At 32.3% G+C, this 16,550-nt stretch carries 14 protein-coding genes; 3 read left to right on the top strand and 11 right to left on the bottom strand.

The window, feature by feature from the left end:
• Both BM319_RS19180 and BM319_RS19175 read right to left on the bottom strand, forming a co-directional pair.
• On the bottom strand, positions 1–4,167 hold the full coding sequence (locus BM319_RS19180) for a S8 family serine peptidase (protein ID WP_091024230.1): 4,167 nt from the start codon (positions 4,165–4,167) through the stop codon (positions 1–3).
• A 335-nt stretch (positions 4,168–4,502) separates the two neighbouring features.
• Positions 4,503–5,759, bottom strand: coding sequence for a helix-turn-helix domain-containing protein (locus BM319_RS19175; RefSeq protein ID WP_091024228.1), 1,257 nt, complete (start codon positions 5,757–5,759; stop codon positions 4,503–4,505).
• A 322-nt stretch (positions 5,760–6,081) separates the two neighbouring features.
• On the opposite strand from BM319_RS19175, the gene BM319_RS19170 reads away from it, so the two are divergent.
• Complete coding sequence (locus BM319_RS19170) at positions 6,082–6,984, top strand: LysR family transcriptional regulator (protein ID WP_091024226.1); 903 nt, start codon at positions 6,082–6,084, stop codon at positions 6,982–6,984.
• 115 nt (positions 6,985–7,099) lie between these two features.
• On the opposite strand, the gene BM319_RS19165 is transcribed toward BM319_RS19170, so the two are convergent.
• Both BM319_RS19165 and BM319_RS19160 read right to left on the bottom strand, forming a co-directional pair.
• Entirely contained in the window at positions 7,100–8,140 is a 1,041-nt protein-coding gene (locus BM319_RS19165; RefSeq protein ID WP_091024224.1) for a WxLIP family cell surface protein, read from the bottom strand.
• A 126-nt stretch (positions 8,141–8,266) separates the two neighbouring features.
• Positions 8,267–8,980 (bottom strand): WxL domain-containing protein, encoded by a 714-nt coding sequence (locus tag BM319_RS19160; RefSeq protein WP_091024222.1) that lies wholly within the window; start codon positions 8,978–8,980, stop codon positions 8,267–8,269.
• A 253-nt stretch (positions 8,981–9,233) separates the two neighbouring features.
• On the opposite strand from BM319_RS19160, the gene BM319_RS19155 reads away from it, so the two are divergent.
• Complete coding sequence (locus tag BM319_RS19155; RefSeq protein WP_069032913.1) at positions 9,234–10,694, top strand: BglG family transcription antiterminator; 1,461 nt, start codon at positions 9,234–9,236, stop codon at positions 10,692–10,694.
• Between the two features lie 43 nt (positions 10,695–10,737).
• On the opposite strand, the gene BM319_RS19150 is transcribed toward BM319_RS19155, so the two are convergent.
• The gene (locus tag BM319_RS19150; protein ID WP_091024220.1) at positions 10,738–11,751 is read right to left on the bottom strand and encodes an alpha/beta hydrolase; all 1,014 of its coding nucleotides are present in this window, start codon (positions 11,749–11,751) and stop codon (positions 10,738–10,740) included.
• A 119-nt stretch (positions 11,752–11,870) separates the two neighbouring features.
• Positions 11,871–12,152, bottom strand: coding sequence for a DUF3892 domain-containing protein (locus BM319_RS19145; protein ID WP_069032911.1), 282 nt, complete (start codon positions 12,150–12,152; stop codon positions 11,871–11,873).
• A gap of 194 nt (positions 12,153–12,346) precedes the next feature.
• Here BM319_RS19145 and BM319_RS19140 point away from each other — a divergent pair, with 194 nt between their 5' ends.
• On the top strand, positions 12,347–12,559 hold the full coding sequence (locus BM319_RS19140) for a hypothetical protein (RefSeq protein ID WP_091024218.1): 213 nt from the start codon (positions 12,347–12,349) through the stop codon (positions 12,557–12,559).
• A gap of 168 nt (positions 12,560–12,727) precedes the next feature.
• Here the strand turns inward: BM319_RS19140 and BM319_RS19135 are convergent, their stop codons facing one another.
• The 5 genes from BM319_RS19135 to BM319_RS19115 form a co-directional block, all read right to left on the bottom strand.
• Positions 12,728–13,729, bottom strand: coding sequence for a DNA/RNA non-specific endonuclease (locus tag BM319_RS19135; protein ID WP_286143837.1), 1,002 nt, complete (start codon positions 13,727–13,729; stop codon positions 12,728–12,730).
• Between the two features lie 215 nt (positions 13,730–13,944).
• Entirely contained in the window at positions 13,945–14,415 is a 471-nt protein-coding gene (locus tag BM319_RS19130; RefSeq protein WP_091024214.1) for a hypothetical protein, read from the bottom strand.
• Between the two features lie 63 nt (positions 14,416–14,478).
• Complete coding sequence (locus BM319_RS19125) at positions 14,479–14,775, bottom strand: hypothetical protein (protein WP_091024212.1); 297 nt, start codon at positions 14,773–14,775, stop codon at positions 14,479–14,481.
• Positions 14,776–15,312: 537 nt separating this feature from the next.
• On the bottom strand, positions 15,313–15,615 hold the full coding sequence (locus tag BM319_RS19120; protein WP_091024210.1) for a DUF3784 domain-containing protein: 303 nt from the start codon (positions 15,613–15,615) through the stop codon (positions 15,313–15,315).
• A 241-nt stretch (positions 15,616–15,856) separates the two neighbouring features.
• Entirely contained in the window at positions 15,857–16,117 is a 261-nt protein-coding gene (locus BM319_RS19115; protein ID WP_091024208.1) for a hypothetical protein, read from the bottom strand.
• Between the last annotated feature and the right edge of the window lie 433 nt (positions 16,118–16,550).

The following is a 16,550-nucleotide window of genomic DNA, read 5'->3' as shown; positions in this document are numbered from 1 at the left end:
TTATTGTAAACCTAATTGAGTTAATACATCATCCAACGTAATGCCTTTATAAGCCGTTTTTGCTTTTGGCGCATTTGAAACTGTCGGATTTTTTAATCCAAAGTTTTTAACAATGTAATCCATATCCTTTTTATCTACTACTTTATCAAAGTTAAAATCTGCAGTTGCTTTATTTGTTCCCCAATATGTTTGGACTGCTAATGCGTCTAGAATATCGATCACATTATCTTTATTTACATCACCAGCTGCGGCAGTTGGTAAATTCCAAGCTAATCTCTTTCCTACGATTTCCCCACGTACATTATTAGATAAAACAAGTTGTCTTTTCATAGTGAAATGACCTGGTACATCAACTGTTACCGTATAAGGATTTGCTTCAGCTTTTAGGCCATCAATGATATATTGCCCGCTCTTATTGAAACTCGGCGCACTAACACTTGTTTTTCCATCATAAGAAGTAACGGTTACTTTCGCACCGATTGCACTTTGATTAAGCGCATAATTTAGCTGACCTGTTGTTGGGTCATTTGCACCTTCAACTCGTATTGTTCCATCTAATCTTGAGTATGTTGGTTTGTATTTAATACTTTCCATGTAAGAGTAGACATTATTAGTCACTACATCTGATTGATCAGTCGTAGAGGCTGTCATTGTATACCAATTGAAAGCAGATCCTCCATAAACACCATCTGTAAATTTTTTAGCCGTTTTAAGGTCGAAATTAAATAATTGTAAGTCTTCTGGTAATACTTTATTACCTAAATAAGTGAACGTAATTGTATAGTTTAAGTAACTTCCTGATTGTGCTGTAGATACTGACACCTTTGCATCTCCATATTGCTTTACTGCATCATTCACAACTACATTTTCAATTGAAGCAAGGTTAGGATCCACCGGTATTGTAATTTTACTTGTTTTTAAATTTTTAATATTATTTGAACGAACACTATAATTTACTGTATCTCCTGTTGTTACAATTTGTTTATTTGCCTTTAAATAGTAATAAGGTAAATTGTGATCCACAAAAACAACTCTTAACATATTAAAAGCATTTCCAGTAAAGTTTCTTGCATAATCCATTCCATAAAACTGAACTTGTAAAGGTGCAGACTGTTTTCTAACTACAAGTTGATCAGTGTAATTTCCATTTTTATCAGTTTGAACAGGATTTTTTGGCCATGGACTATTAAAGAATGTTACAACTGAGTTGTTTGATTGATCAACTGGAAAACCTAGTTTACTAGCTTCTCCTGTTTCAGGATCATTTAAGTTAATGTTAAAATTGTATAAGAATTGTCCATTTGAATCAAATTGACTATCATTCGTTTCAATAACTTTTTGATCCAATGAATCAAAGCTAGAAGTCATAGTTGGTGCACCTAGGTCATAGATGAAATCAGCTGATTTTGTAAATGTTTTTCCTTGTTCATTTGATCCAACCAGCTTAATTTTATAGCGTCCTGGTTGAGCAATTTCTGGTTGATAGCTAATCGGTTTTGCTGAATCACCAGTAAATGGATAATATGTTCCAGTAAATCCTCTTGAAACATAATAAGTTTGATTTTCATTCAATGTAATCGGAGACAACGAACCTACTAATCCTAGGTCTTCACCAGTTGTAGGGTCTTGTAAAATGATATCTAATGTTTTCATATGTGATTTTAATGAGAATGAAAATGATTCGAAAGGCCACGCATTTTCCGGCCAAGCTGTATCGGATGAATACATTGGTAATGCGTCTACTGAATCAATGCCTTCATATACTACACGTCCACCAAACGGTATTTGATACGTTTCTGTAGGATCCCCTGTATTTGTGAAAATAATATATCCTTCATATGTGCCTTTTTCAGCTGTTTTTGGAATATTTAAATCGAACTTGATTGATTTTTGGCTAATTCCATTTAATTTTACAGATGTCGGACCGGATAACGTTACATTATTTTGAGCTGCGTCTTTTGATCCTCTTAACCCAGTTTGGAATTTCACATCTACACTAAATGTTTTTCCTTTTTCGCTACGGTTCTTTAAAGTAACAGTACGTGAATCAGCGATATCCTGATCATCAAATCCAAATGAACCAAAGCTCATTCCACCTGTTAATTCTTGAATTGATTTTTGTTTTCCATCAATAATCGTAGGTGTTTTATCAACTACTTCTAATTCAACATTAGAGTGGATTGCTTCATAAGCATCTACTCGTCCGCTACCTTCTTCAAATACACTATAAGCCTTTGAAAGTGGATCTGCAGTATTCATTAAAATTGATTTGATATCTTCAGGTTTTAAATCTTTATTTGATTGAAGTAATAATGCCGATACTCCTGCTACATATGGTGTTGCCATTGAAGTACCTGATAAACGTTCATATGCGTATTTGTAATCTTCCGGTTTTGATCCATCAACTGTTTTATCGTTGACATAGAATGGTACTGTCGAAAGAATTGATACTCCAGGAGCAGTTACTTCAGGTTTAATGTCATAGTTCACTCGAGTTGGACCTCTAGAACTGAATTGTGCTAATTCATCTGAAGCTGTTTTTAATTTCGTTAAATCACCAAATGTAAAGTCTGTTTTACCAGCTTGAATTGCTGCTAAAATCGTATTTCCTTCATCATTTGTGACAGAGAAAGCTGGGATCGCATCGACTGATTCACCAAGAAATGATTGAATTGGACCTTCTGCCTTATTTGTTTCATCGTTATACATTATTACGCCGACTGCACCAGCTACTTTTGCATTTTTGATTTTATCAATTAATGCAATTGATCCACGTTTAATGAACGCAATCTTACCGTTCAGATCTTTTCCAGTAAAGTCCCATGAGTTAGCTAATCCAACATCAACAAGCTGATATGTTTTACCTTTTAATGTCGTTAAATCATCTTTATAATTTCTTGCTAACTGTCTTAATGTGTAGTTTTTACCATCTTGAATGCCTGCATATTGATAAATATCAAGTGCAATGGATGAGGCACCGACTGTTAAAGCTAATGCTGCAGCACCTGGTGCACCTACAGTATACATTTGATCCCCGCTATTTCCTGCCGCAATGACTGTAGTAACTCCACTTAAAACTGCGTTATTTACCGCAATTGAAGTCGCAAATAGAGGATCATTTAACGTTGCACCTAAAGACATGTTAATGACATTCATACCGTCTTTTACAGCACGATCGATTCCGGCCATGATTGCATCAGTTGTTCCACTACCACCTGGTCCAAGTACTCTGTAAGAATAAATTTCTGATTCTGGAGCTGCTCCAACAGTTTTATACTCACTATTGGCTACACCACGGCCACCAATGATTCCGGCAACATGCGTTCCATGTTCTGTATAGTAATCAGCTCCATTAGCAGTGCCAGGTTTACCTGCTTTCACCCAATCAGCGTATGTTGTTTCCATTGGATCATTATCATTATCAACAAAATCATATCCACCTTTAAAGGCATCTTTCAAGTCTGGGTGGTTATAATCAATACCTGTATCTAAAATTCCAACTTTAATTCCTTTACCTGTATATCCTTCTGCATGTAAACGATCTAATCCGTCATACGGTGTATAGTTTGAAACATTTGCTTCATCCGCTTTTAATTGATCATTTTCCTTAGGAGGATCAATTGAAAAAGTTCGGTTACTCCATACTGCTTTAACAGCTTTTGATTTTAATAGATTTTTAATTTGGTTTGCCGGTAGACTCATCGAAACACCATTAAAGGCATTCTTATATGAACGATTAATCGTATAATCTACTTTTTTAGTTTTGCCACTTTCTAATACTTGACCAACATCTTTAGCAAATGTCTCATGATCTTGATCGACTAAGTTTGCTGCTTCAGATGTAGTTAATGATTTACCTTCTACACTCGCTTCAATTTGAGCAACTTTAGCAGGTTTATTTGCAAACTCAACAATAACACTTGTTTGTTCTGAAGAGTTTAAATTAATATCTGAAGAAATTTGAAGACCTGTTTGTTCATTTGTTGAAAGCTGTTCAAGAGCCGCTCTTTGCTCAGAAGATAAATTTGCTAAAATATCTTCTGCTTTACTTGGACTTGCTGCTTTCGTACTAGATGTTACTTGTCCAAGCGAGCCTAGAATAAAGCTCGATGTTAAAGCTAAAACGGTAAAGCTTTTTAAAAACTTTTTCTCTGTCTTTTTCCCCATTTCTCTTCCTCCTAGTAAATTTACGACAAGGTAGATTTCTACATTGAAGTACAAAATTAGACTTTCTTTGATAAAACTCTGTACTATTTCCCCAAAAATAAACAAACAATTTGTCTATTTATTTAACTTCATTATTGAGAATTTTCATTTCTTTATCAATCGGGTTATAGCGAGCCTTTATCACTAGGTTTATAGAACAATTTTAGCGAGTTTCGACAAACTTCTTGTCTAATGTTTATAAACATTGAGAGCAAAATTTAATATTTATGATAAATTTCAATTTCCTAGATAATAAAAAAAGCCTTAGATAACGAGATCTCGTTATCTAAAGACTTTTAATTTAACACCTGAATCATCAATTTAAAGCTTTGGTCTATTTCAATCGCTTTTTCATATTCCTTTTGCTCAACATAGTGACTGTATAACATCTTTCCATATTGCTCAAAAAATGAAGTATTATTAGTTGCTATAATCTGTGGAACGACTACTTCAGTTAAAAATTGATAAAATTGACTTTGATTTTTTTTACATTTCAATGCTAATAGTTTATAAAGATTGAAATATATTGGGCATTGTTTTTTTGCTAATTTCGTACCTGTTTCTATTTTTTCTAAAATAGTTTCCTTATTCAATAACTTTCCATCTAAACATGCTTCAATAAAATGATATAAACGTCTTATATATTTTATTGAAGATTTATCAGTTAGTAAAAAAGCTTGTTCAAAATAACTAACAGCTTGTTCATATTTCCCTCTTTTATAAAACTCTTCTCCTAGATTATATAAAATATTGTTTTTACTTTCTTGAGCACCTAATATCGAGCAATTGTGTATTAAATTCTTATAGTTTTCAACTAGGTCTAAAAAATCAATATCACTTTTACTATCGAATTGCATTAGCATTAAAATTTGAGCATTCATAGCACTCACATGATTATATGTTCGATTAAAAAATTGAAGAGCTTTTTTGGCATATGTAAAAGCAGATACTTTTGCCTTTACATGATGGTATGCTAGCGCTAAGTGGTAGTAATATTCCTCATTATTATACTCTGCTATATTAATTTGTTTTAATAAATTCACAGCAGTTTGACTGTCTTCACCTTGGGCAGTTCTAAATGTACTGATACAGTATATTCCTTTAATGTGTAGAAGAAGGTTTTTTTCATAATTAGATAACGTTTGAAACTCTTTTTCTACATTCTCAATTATATTTTTTGCTTCTTTAAACAAATTTTTGTAAAGATAATACCTCCCAGTTAATAGCATATAGTTTGCCGCATGTTTAGAAGCCATAATAAACGGATTTTGATCTAACTCTATTTTAATTCCTTCAATTTGTGTTGTTCTTTGCATAATGATTGCCTGATTCCAATCATTTAAGTGCTTTTCAATAAGATATAAAGATTCAATTTCTTTATTTATATCAATTTCTAACTTATTAGCTAATTTGTAGATAATTTCAGGAGACAATGTAACTTTTCCACTTTCAAACCTACTAATATACGCTTTACCACAAATTCCTTCACCTAATGTAGATTGACTAATTCCCTTTTTCTCTCGATAATATTTGATGATTTCCCCTACTAGCATGATCAGCCTCCTCTATATTAGGTAACGTTCAAATTGAACAAAAATGTATCATTTAATGTAAATTTTTCTAAATTTTAGAAAGCGCTTGAAAAATTGTATGTTTTGCTTCAACATTAGAAAGTATTATTTTTCAATTAAATTAGACTCAGGTTGAAAAATTAGATTATACTTTTAGTTAAACCCAATTCTATAATTGCAAAATGATTAAGTAAATTTACATTTTTTAAATATATCTTCACGATTTGTAATATAAAAACCGAAATAAAAACCCTATATTAAAATAGTTTTATATCTTGAATGAAAGATAAAGGTGGTCAATGTAATGCATCTAGAAAAACTAGAGATTTTAGTAGAAGTCGCTAAAACAGGTTCGATTTCAATCGCTGCAGAAAATCTTCATGTAAGTCAGTCAGGTATCAGTCAAGCGATCACAAAAATAGAAGAAGAGCTAGGAATAAAAATCTTCACTCGCTCTAGATTAGGAGCTAGCTTAACAGAAGATGGGGTAAAAATAGTAGAAAAATCACAAGAAATCCTCTTAAAATATACAGAAATAAAAGAAATAGCACAGAAAAGTAAGGATACCCAGATTAGTGAACTTAGCGTTTCAATGGTGCCTGCATTTATTAATTACTTATTAACGCCGTTAGTGGAATTTAAAAGCCAACATTCAAATTTGCATATAAACATTTTAGAAAGCACTACTGAACGTACAATTGAAATCGTTAAAAAAAATCAAATAGATATAGGAATCATCTGCCTTTATGAAGGCATTGTGAAAGAATTAGAAGAGTTTCATTACGAAGAATTAGTAAATGGTAAGATGAAAGTATATGCAAAAAAAGATTCTCCTTTTGCCATTTCTAAAAAAATAACACCTGAAGAAATACTTCAGCAAAAATTCGTCCTATATAACGGTGATTATATAAGATGGTTTACAAATAACTTCCAACATAATATAGGAAAATTAGATATTTTATTTTCTTCCAACCATCTAGAAGAGTTATTACGAGTAATTTTAAATGGTAGTGCTATAACTTGGGGACCAAATTTTTCTATAAAAAACCATCCATATGTATTGAATGGCGAACTTGTTGAAATCGATATCATTAATTATGAACCGATAAACTCAGAACTTGGAGTAATCACTTCAAAAAAGAAAATATTATCAAAGGTTGAAAAACAATTTATCAATTTCTTGAGAAATGAAATCATTTCATATTAATAAAAAAGGCAACATTTCAATGTAGAAATGAGCCTTTTTAATTTATCAATATATCAATCACTTTAAGAGTAATCTCTTAAGGCATCGGATTAATACAATTTACTATTTCAAAAAATCATTCATTATTATTCGATGGGACTTTTTCCTTCTTTCTTTTTAGAAAAACAATTAAACAAATGATCCCTATTAAAAGTAATAATCCGCCTCCGATATAAAACCAATAATGATTATTTTTTATTTCAACTGCTTTATTATTCAAATCTGTTGCTTCTTTTCCAATCGTGAATAACTCATCCCATTCCCATACTTGAGTTCCGATGATCGCTTTCATCTTTAATCGGTAAGTTCCGGGTTCAATTGGATTATTTTCTAAATCGATTGCGTAATCAAAATTTGAATTAGGGGCCATGCTCATCTTAGTTTTTTTCGAACTATATAAAACTTTATTGGAACCTTTTTTAAAGATTTGCGCATCTATGCTCATATCCTTCACAATGGAGGATTCGCTGTTTTGGATTGTTGGGGCAATTGTTGTACGATAATTTACTAATTTAGGTTTAATATCAAGTAAATGTAGATCAGGCTCGACTTCCTTTGTGTTTTCCGATAATTTTATTCCAACCACATATGCGTACTCATTTTTTATATTAATGCTCTCACTTTTAGAACTTTTTTCAGTTTCATCGATCTTTTTCTTAAAGTGGGCTGCTCCTAAAATAACTCCATTATATTCATATTTCGGCATTGTAATCGAAAATGACACTACCTTTGATTTACCTGGTGGAATAACAACTTCTTTTTGAGGTTCTTTTATTAAGCTAGTTAATGGATACTTTAAAGTTTTATCTGCATCCTTACTATTCGATTCAGAGTAATCAATCAGTCCATTATCACTTGTCGTTGCAAAAGTAATATTCCCTTGGATTGTTTCTTCTTTTTTACTATTATTAAAGACCTCAATTTTAAGATCCTGTTTTTGTCCTGGAGACATTTTTAAATCAAAATATGATTTCAGATGATCAATTTGATTTGTTGGAATGATTGCTTTTACAGAAAAATCGATAGTATTTTCTGCTTTTACAGCTAGAGGGATGAACGATAAAGTTAACAGAATAGCAGAAAAAATTAGCAATAATTTTTGCCGTAAATGATCCATTTTGTCTTCCCCCTTTAGAATAGAAACTTTATATCTTTTCACTATAAGACATATAAAAAAGTTTCATCTGATAGATTCAAAAAATATAAAATTCATTCCATTAATTGTTATTTTTCAATTTAACTACTATAAACCCGGAGCATCCGTTAATGTCCATGTAATAGTTGCCTCATGATTACCAATCGTTGCTGATCCTGCTGGTATCGTCAAAGTGACATTATCATTTAATGCCCCATCATTCACTTCTGGATTTGGCCCAAGCCAACGAGTTACCCATGTACCAAAACCATTACCTGGAGTTGCGGAAACAACAGGTGATGCTGTACTTCCGTCTGTATTTAAGGCAATTGTTTCAGTTGCTACCGGAGATCCACTTGTACTTAAAGATATAACGGAACCATTTTTAAATGTAATGATTGCACCAGGTAGAGAATCTGCTGTTCCATTTGTAAATTTACTTGCTTTAGCAGTTACAGACCATCCAGCACCAGTACCACGGCGATCCGAAACTTGAATAAATGGCTTTTTAGATTTAGCTAAATAAACTTCTGTTTTATTTGAAATCTCATTTACTCCGAAATCAACAGATGAAACATAATCTAATGTTAATGAACCAGCATTTCCAGTTGGTGGATCTGTTGGATCAGTAGGACCTGATGGTTCTAATGGTTCAATTGGGTTTGTAGGATCAACAGGTGTAACTGGGCCTGTTCCAGCAACAAATGTAATCGACCCTTTTGAATTACCAACGGACGATACCTCCGCAAAAGTTGAGTGAGCAGCTCCAACTAATGATGACATCCCTATTACACTAAAAAGCGCGACTTTTGTAAATTTCATTTCACTTTACTCCTTAAAAATTATTTTTTTGTTTCAACAATGTCATTATATCGCTGGAGCAAAGTGTTTCCCATGATGTTTTTTACCTTTGATTTAGGTAAAAATAATATCCTGTCTTCAATAAAAATTCACATTTAACTCTAAAAATCGCATTAAAAGGTGTTTTCCAATAGATGAAATAAACTTTCTGAATTAAGACGGAACATTAAAAGCAATAATAGTAATAAATTGGACAAAATTTTGGAGATTTTGAATGGATAAATCAACTAAACGGAAATTACAAATAATTAATATTTTAAGTAAACAAGATAAGTGGTTTAAAACAGAAGAATTAGCAAATGAGTTACTTTGTACTGAAAAAACAATTCGAAATGATTTACAGGCAATTAACACACATCTACCAAAAGGATGGCAAATTGAAACAATAAAAGGTAAAGGAATTTATATTAATAAACCGATTTCTTCATCGATTAATGAAATTCGTTCACTTTACGTAAAAAATTCATTGAGTTTTCAAGCTATTATGCTAATACAATTTACTCAAATTAAAAGTATTGCAGAATTAGCAAATGCGCTTTATACACAGCAACCAGCTGTCTATTCAGTACTTGATCGAGTTGAGGAATTATTGGGTGCCTACCATTTAACTTTAAAACGTGGCCCGCTAGAAATTGTAGGAAGAGAATTTGAAATTCGGCTATTGTGTGGTGATATACTAGATGCTTTATCGGCTTATTCGGATGATCAAGAATGGCCATTTGAAGCATTCTCATTTCAAGATATAAAAAAAGTTGTACTGGACACAACTGAAAAGTTTAAATTATTTCTATATCCTTCTACTGCCAATAAGTACGTCTATTTACTTGGAACGATGTTATATAGAATCGATAAAAAAATGCAACTTGAATTAACTGATCAATCAATCAACAAGATTTTAGAATCAAATTTTTTTAAAATTGCTAATGAAATTTGTAATCATTTAGAACATCAATATATACAACATATTTGTATGAATGAACGAATTGCGTTTTCATTATTAATATCAACCCTTCCATATTATAGTTTTGACAACATGGAAAAAAATGAATTTCTTTATTTATATCAAAATCAAGAAACAAGGTATTTTAAGGAACTCTATCACTTAGTAGAACTATTGAAGGAAAAAACAGGTATATCGTTAGATGAAGACGAGGAGTTTCTTTACACATTACATGACCAATTCCAAAGATACTCGTTCATTTTATACTCAATCGATAAAAAAGAACCATCCTATTCAATGGACCGTTATGTTAAAAATCAGTATTCAGACCTATTTAAAAATGTATCAAAAGCCTTACAAATCTGGACGAAAAAATTTTCACACCCTGAAATTACTAGAGATAAAATTGCGAAAGTTGCATTAAATGTTCAAGCTTCTAAAATTAAGTTCTCATCATCAAGGAAGAAGGTTTTATTATTAACAAGTAATGGTCCAGGGGTTCATCGTTATATTGAAACGAAATTGGTTACTGCTTTTGGACATAAAATTGATTTTATTCTTCCTAAATTAGGTGAGTTTGAATCAACAATTATAAATGAACTAAACATTGAATTTATTATTTCTGATTTCTTGCTTGAAGGGGAAATCATTCACCCAATCATTACAATTGACCCTGTTCTTACACAAAGAGATATTGATCAAATTTCAAATTTCTTAAATTCAAACTCGACATAAAAAAAGTAAGGCCAAAGTAAACCTTACTTTTTTTGTATTTTCACTATCTATTCCCCAAGTATCGTTTAATAAACTGTGCAATTTCAGCGTTCGCTTGCTTACTGATACTCGAAGCCTTGTCCATTAACTGAAAATCATGAAACATTCCTCTCCAAACTTTACATGTAACCTCTACGCCTTGAGAATTTGCTTTAGCCGCATATGCTAAAATATCATCGATTAACTCTTCCCTTGCCCCGACATGAATAAGCATTGGAGGTAAACCTTTTAAATCACCATAAAGTGGTGAGATTAAAGGATTTTTCCGATTATTTTTCCCTACGTATGTATCAACAATATTGATATCATTTCCATGATAACTTGCATGAATACTATCAAAATCTGAAGTGTATAATTGACTTTCTTTCGTTAAGTCAGTCGCTGGAGAAATCCCTACAACAGCTGTTGGAGCGTTTCCATTTGAAGATTTTATTTTATTTAACAAAGCAAATACTAAATTACCACCAGCACTATCCCCAACGATAACAACTTTAGAATTGGGACCATAATTTTTCCCTAAATAATTATAAACTTTTTCAACATCGGTTAAAGCTGCTGGATATGGATTTTCAGGTGAAAGGCTGTACTGTATCGTTAGTACCCTAAATCCTGTCTCTCTAGCTAAGATAGTTCCTAAATTCCTTGAAAAACCTAACCCGCCTCTAGACCAACCTCCGCCATGTACATAAAAAACAATCTTATCTTCTGAAGATCTATCCGGAATTAACCATTCCACTTTTGTTCCTTCAATATTATCTCCCTTAATTTTAATATTTGAAGGAGTTGGGACTATTTGTTTTTCAATTTCGATTCGTTTTTGCTCTAATGATGTCGTTCTTCCTTCTTTTGCTTTTTTTATATTTAATGCTCTAAGAGCTTCTGAGGCTTTATCGGGTTTCTCATTTTGATAGATAAGGGAAGAATTACTTTCACTTTTCACAGTATTTTTTGAAGCAACTAAATAATTTCCGATTAACAAACAAGTCACTAGTGAAAGAAATAAAAAAGGTTTTTTCAAATTAGCTCCCTACTTTACTGGTATTTTTTGTATTCTAATATTAAATTTTCCATTTTCTCATGAATTACTCAGAAATAAAAAAGGTGCACAGACTTGTGCACCTTTTTAGTGTATGGACTTTAAAAAGTAGGTAAGTTACTTAAATTATTTGTAGGATCGCCATCAGGATAAGAACGAAGTGTTTTATGTGGATTATCTCCACGAGTTAGACCTGTGTTCACATCTTCAATTTGTTCAAGTTCTGCCATCGCAATTGCTTGCTCAATCCCGACTATTTCACCATTTTGAAATTTTACATCTGTAATATCACCATCGCCATTTTTTCGTACTGCCACGATATGTAATTTATTTGGATCATCTTGATGTTCAGGATGTCCGATACCACGATTTTGAAACGACATACCAACACACCTCCATTTATTAAACACAAAAATAGTATGGCGAGATGAAAATATGTTTATCCTTCCAATTATTACAAATAATCTTAAATAAGATTGTTAGATATTTCACAAATTATACACAGACAAATTTGCACAAACACTATACGATAATTATGTAATCATTAATCCAAACACTTTCGAAAGAAGGGAAAAATATGACTACTGTTTTAGGAATGACAAGAGAAGGAAGATTAATTCACAAAATTGGTGAAGGTTATTACCGATATACAAAATTAAACAAAGACGAACTAAAAACATTAAATATACTTGTTAGTGAAGGGATGGCGACTGTCATAAAAAAAGGGACCGGATATGCGGCTCTTGTTAAACTGACTGAACAAGGTAAAATTATCAATCAAGAATGTTAACTTTCATTGATTAGAATAATACCCCTTTAAATAAAATCTGACATAACTAAGCATACTTAAAGGGGGATTGTTTTAATGAGGCAACTATGTTTTTGATACATTCTTTTGTGAATCATTTGTTTATGCAAATGGCATAATAGAAATGATAACGCTTATTATTGACGCCATTTATTCGCCTACTAAGCCGTCACCATCTCGATCATCCATATATTTATAGAGCCATGAATCGCGCGTAATTGGCATTTTAAAGCCAGCAGCTTTGGCTTCAGCGATCGTAACACTTCCGTTATGATTGGTATCCACTTTACTAATATCTTCTTCATTACTATTTTTCGTGTTGTTTGTAGGAACATTGACTGTCTTCGGCGGCGTACTGCTCTTACCTGTCGTTTTCCTTAAATTTTTGTTCACTTCATCTGGGTTTACATTGTCAAATTCATCTGTAATGGATCTGCCCTGAATTTTGTATGTGAATTTATAATGGCTAGGAATTTGCGTCTTAGTATTTGGATATTGAATTACTGCTACGAAATCAGTACAACCTCTTGCATCTCGAATCACTTTTTCCATGTAAGCTTGATCACCGTGCCTATTGAGATTACTGTTCTGAGGTGTAATGTTATATGCGTTTGAGACTCCCCCAAGTGAGTCAGCAATCACATGCCCTTTATCCAAGGTCGGACTCTCTGTACCAGGAACATTTGCTTCATCAGCGTAGTATCTACCTGAGGACAAAACATGATCAGTATTCGAATTTTGAAGTGTTATCTTTTTCGCTTCAACACGTATTAGCTGACCGTATTCATTTGTATACGCCCAATATTCTCGCTCTCCAAATCCAACATCTACTTTAACATTCGGCTGTCTATCTCCTGACATATCCCCACCGTTTATTACAATTAGGGTATATTTGCTGTAATCAAATCCACCCGTTGTACCTGTTGCCTTTGAAGTGCTAGATGCAGGAACACTTTTGTTAGGTTCACTATCACTCGTTGGTTTTTCTGTGTCTCCGTCAGATGTACTCTTATTGGTTTCAACAGTCTTAGAAGCCGTGCTCGCTTTCGATTGCACTTTTTCTGACGAAGTCTGTTCAGTGATTTTTCCGCAACCCACAAATACAAATAGTAAAATCACAGTAAATAAATTCAAAAATATTCTTTTGTTCACACTTCTGCACACCTTTCTCATTTTTCTACTCTAGAAAAATCATATTTAAACGATAACATATTTTGATCTTTTGTTGGAAAATATCTATTGTTGGTTTTGAATCATTATGCAATTTATCCTGCCAGTTAGTTCCATAAAAAAAACGACTTTTTCAGCCGATCAAGTTGTTCAACTAAAGCATGAGTTAGTTACATAAGAGTTTCAAGGTTGTCTAATTAGACAACCTTTGTTTCTGTACAATAACCTTCAAAGTATTTTTCAATTTCATCTTTCCAATAGTTTGCGATTTCACTATCTTGTGTACGCATACCGTTAAGATTTAAAAATTGCCAATCTATATTTAAGGTTGTTTTACAGATTATTATAAATCCCTTAACCGATTTAACCAAACCAAACGATAAATGGTATTCAGATGATGTATCTTCACACAGGTCCTTTAATTCTCGTAATAGCTTATACCTCTTTGGATATAATTTCTTATTATACAGATTTTCACTTCCACAGCGTACACATGTATGAACCTCTACTACTTTATCAGTTATTCGACTTGTTATCTCATGAACAACAGTTTCATCACATTTCTTACAATGTTCATTACAAGGATTCTCGGCATTTTCCCATTCTGAAAGGTGTCTTCTCATTTTCGGATCATCACTTATATATTTACCGTTTAAATCATAACCCATTTCACATTTTCTCCTATTAATTTACTTAGTATTTTGGCAAGGGCATACTTTTACATTTGTTTATTAGTAACTAATAACAGTTCCAACAGCTCTACATTTAGAAGCAAACGGAATATATGTAATGCCACAAACCGCCTTAGCTTCTGTTCCATACTTAATATAAGCTGCTCTTTTAAGTTCATTTTCAATATAATTAGGGTCAACCATTATATCTAGAGGGTCACCAATAACTAGACCCATTACCGTATACTTTAAATCATCATCTGGCTTAAAGGTCATCAATTGGATACCTTCAATTGCGATTTCTTCCTCACTTTTAGTTTGTACTACTTCTTTTTGCTTTCCAAACAGGTTCTTCATTCAAATTTTCCCCTTAGTATTGTTTAGTATATTTTTCCCCTTACTAATTTTATCATAGCTATTCAAAGTCGTATCAAAAAAAAACACCCCAACCTAAAACGGCAGGGGGAAACTTTTACTTATCATTAGTTCGATTAATTAACTAAGCCATTGTTTTCTAAGATTTTATAGATTAAATAAACTGCAAAATAAAATAGTAAGAAGTTAACAATAAAATCTCCTATTTGAAAGTTCCAATGTCCTGTTTCGGTTATTCCATAAACTCGGTACGGTTTTCTTCCATACCAATGATAATATGGTAACTCTTATTGTGCCGTGGGAATAAGAGCAGTTATCATTGTTATTATCAAACTAATTAACGGTAGATGTTTTTCATAATACCAAAAACTCATCGTAAATCATAAGCAATATAATAAGAATAAAAGCAACCTTATACCATGGATATTTTTTCATATACAACTAAACTGCCGTACCAGTCATTCATTGTTCAACTAAAGCATGCGTTAGTTACATAAGGTTACTGGAGGGTCTTTCTTATTATTTTAAATAGAAATAAGGAATAGTATAAAAAAAGGTTGCTAATGTAACAAATAATAAAACAAAAATCCCATAAAAACTTATAGCATTTTGACCAAAAATATAAGTGAAGATGGGAAGTGAAAAAGTGCCAAGCCCAATAATTGTAGTGATTATTCCTATTCTTTTGGCAAGTTTCTCTTTATCACCCAAAAACGACTTTTCGTTAAATCCGATGAGTAAAAATAGCATTTTCTTTTTCCAAATCATATAAGCAAATGCAAAAATCACCAAAGCTGCTAATAAATATATTAAATTATACACTTACATACCTCCATCTAATTCCTTCAAATTAATTGTTTTCTTAATGGTATAAATTTCCATTTACATTATAATATTCCACTATAAATGATAGAAACCTTTTTTATTCACAAATGCTGATAATTGCTTGCTTCAATAAAAAAAAGAACATATTGTTATTCAACTAATCTGCCATTATGTTGAATAAGAAAAAGCGACCTTCTATTGAAATACCGAGTGCTTTAATTCAATTAAGCCCCATTAACTACAATAACTTTCCCTCATTAGCTAATGCACTTTCAAACAATTCTTTATAATAATTTACACCAAGTCTTTTTTGAAGTGAGTTTATTTGACCCCAAAATTCAGCTTCATTCATTCCTTCAAAATCTTTTGTCAGAAAGAGTGCTAGATTGTGGAATACGTGGGCGATATGGAAAGCTTCTTCATGAGTAGTATTATTTTTTATATCTACAAATGCTTGATATATTAAAACTTTATAAGCGTATTTCTTCTTATTTTCCATTCTACACCTCCAATATGATATAAAATATTTCAATTTTCTTGTTCAACTATCCTGCCATTTTGTTGAATAAGAAAATGCGATCTTCTATTGAAGTATCGCATGCGTTAGCCACCCATGAAGCTCAAAAACGGAGCTTCACCACAGTGAATGAAAATGTATTGAATCCGACCATACTGATTCTAAGGCTAGGAGAAGAAGGTCGATCAACTATGGTGCCATAGAGCCCACGCGTTAGTCTGACTCCAACGACCACGGTGCACCACTGACTGTTGCTCCCTTGCGGGAAGCACTAATAGTAGATTAATCCTAATCTGATTGTTGCACTAGCCTCCATTTATGAGCCTAGAAAGGAAGATTTCAATGGATGTAATCATTGAAAGAGCGTGTGGTTTAGATGTTCACAAGGACAATATCACTGCTTGTATCATGACAT

It is taken from the genome of Bacillus sp. UNCCL81 (assembly GCF_900112535.1).
Lineage (GTDB): Bacteria > Bacillota > Bacilli > Bacillales > Bacillaceae_G > Gottfriedia > Gottfriedia luciferensis_B.
The sequence above is the reverse complement of the archived record's forward strand: the minus strand, read 5'-3'. Positions and strand labels throughout refer to the sequence as shown.

Coding starts and splice junctions, on each gene's coding strand:
- BM319_RS19180 (WP_091024230.1), bottom strand. CDS start 4,167: ATGGGGAAAAAGACAGAGAAAAAGTTTTTAAAAAGCTTTACCGTTTTA.
- BM319_RS19175 (WP_091024228.1), bottom strand. CDS start 5,759: ATGCTAGTAGGGGAAATCATCAAATATTATCGAGAGAAAAAGGGAATT.
- BM319_RS19170 (WP_091024226.1), top strand. CDS start 6,082: ATGCATCTAGAAAAACTAGAGATTTTAGTAGAAGTCGCTAAAACAGGT.
- BM319_RS19165 (WP_091024224.1), bottom strand. CDS start 8,140: ATGGATCATTTACGGCAAAAATTATTGCTAATTTTTTCTGCTATTCTG.
- BM319_RS19160 (WP_091024222.1), bottom strand. CDS start 8,980: ATGAAATTTACAAAAGTCGCGCTTTTTAGTGTAATAGGGATGTCATCA.
- BM319_RS19155 (WP_069032913.1), top strand. CDS start 9,234: ATGGATAAATCAACTAAACGGAAATTACAAATAATTAATATTTTAAGT.
- BM319_RS19145 (WP_069032911.1), bottom strand. CDS start 12,152: ATGTCGTTTCAAAATCGTGGTATCGGACATCCTGAACATCAAGATGAT.
- BM319_RS19140 (WP_091024218.1), top strand. CDS start 12,347: ATGACTACTGTTTTAGGAATGACAAGAGAAGGAAGATTAATTCACAAA.
- BM319_RS19130 (WP_091024214.1), bottom strand. CDS start 14,415: ATGGGTTATGATTTAAACGGTAAATATATAAGTGATGATCCGAAAATG.
- BM319_RS19125 (WP_091024212.1), bottom strand. CDS start 14,775: ATGAAGAACCTGTTTGGAAAGCAAAAAGAAGTAGTACAAACTAAAAGT.
- BM319_RS19115 (WP_091024208.1), bottom strand. CDS start 16,117: ATGGAAAATAAGAAGAAATACGCTTATAAAGTTTTAATATATCAAGCA.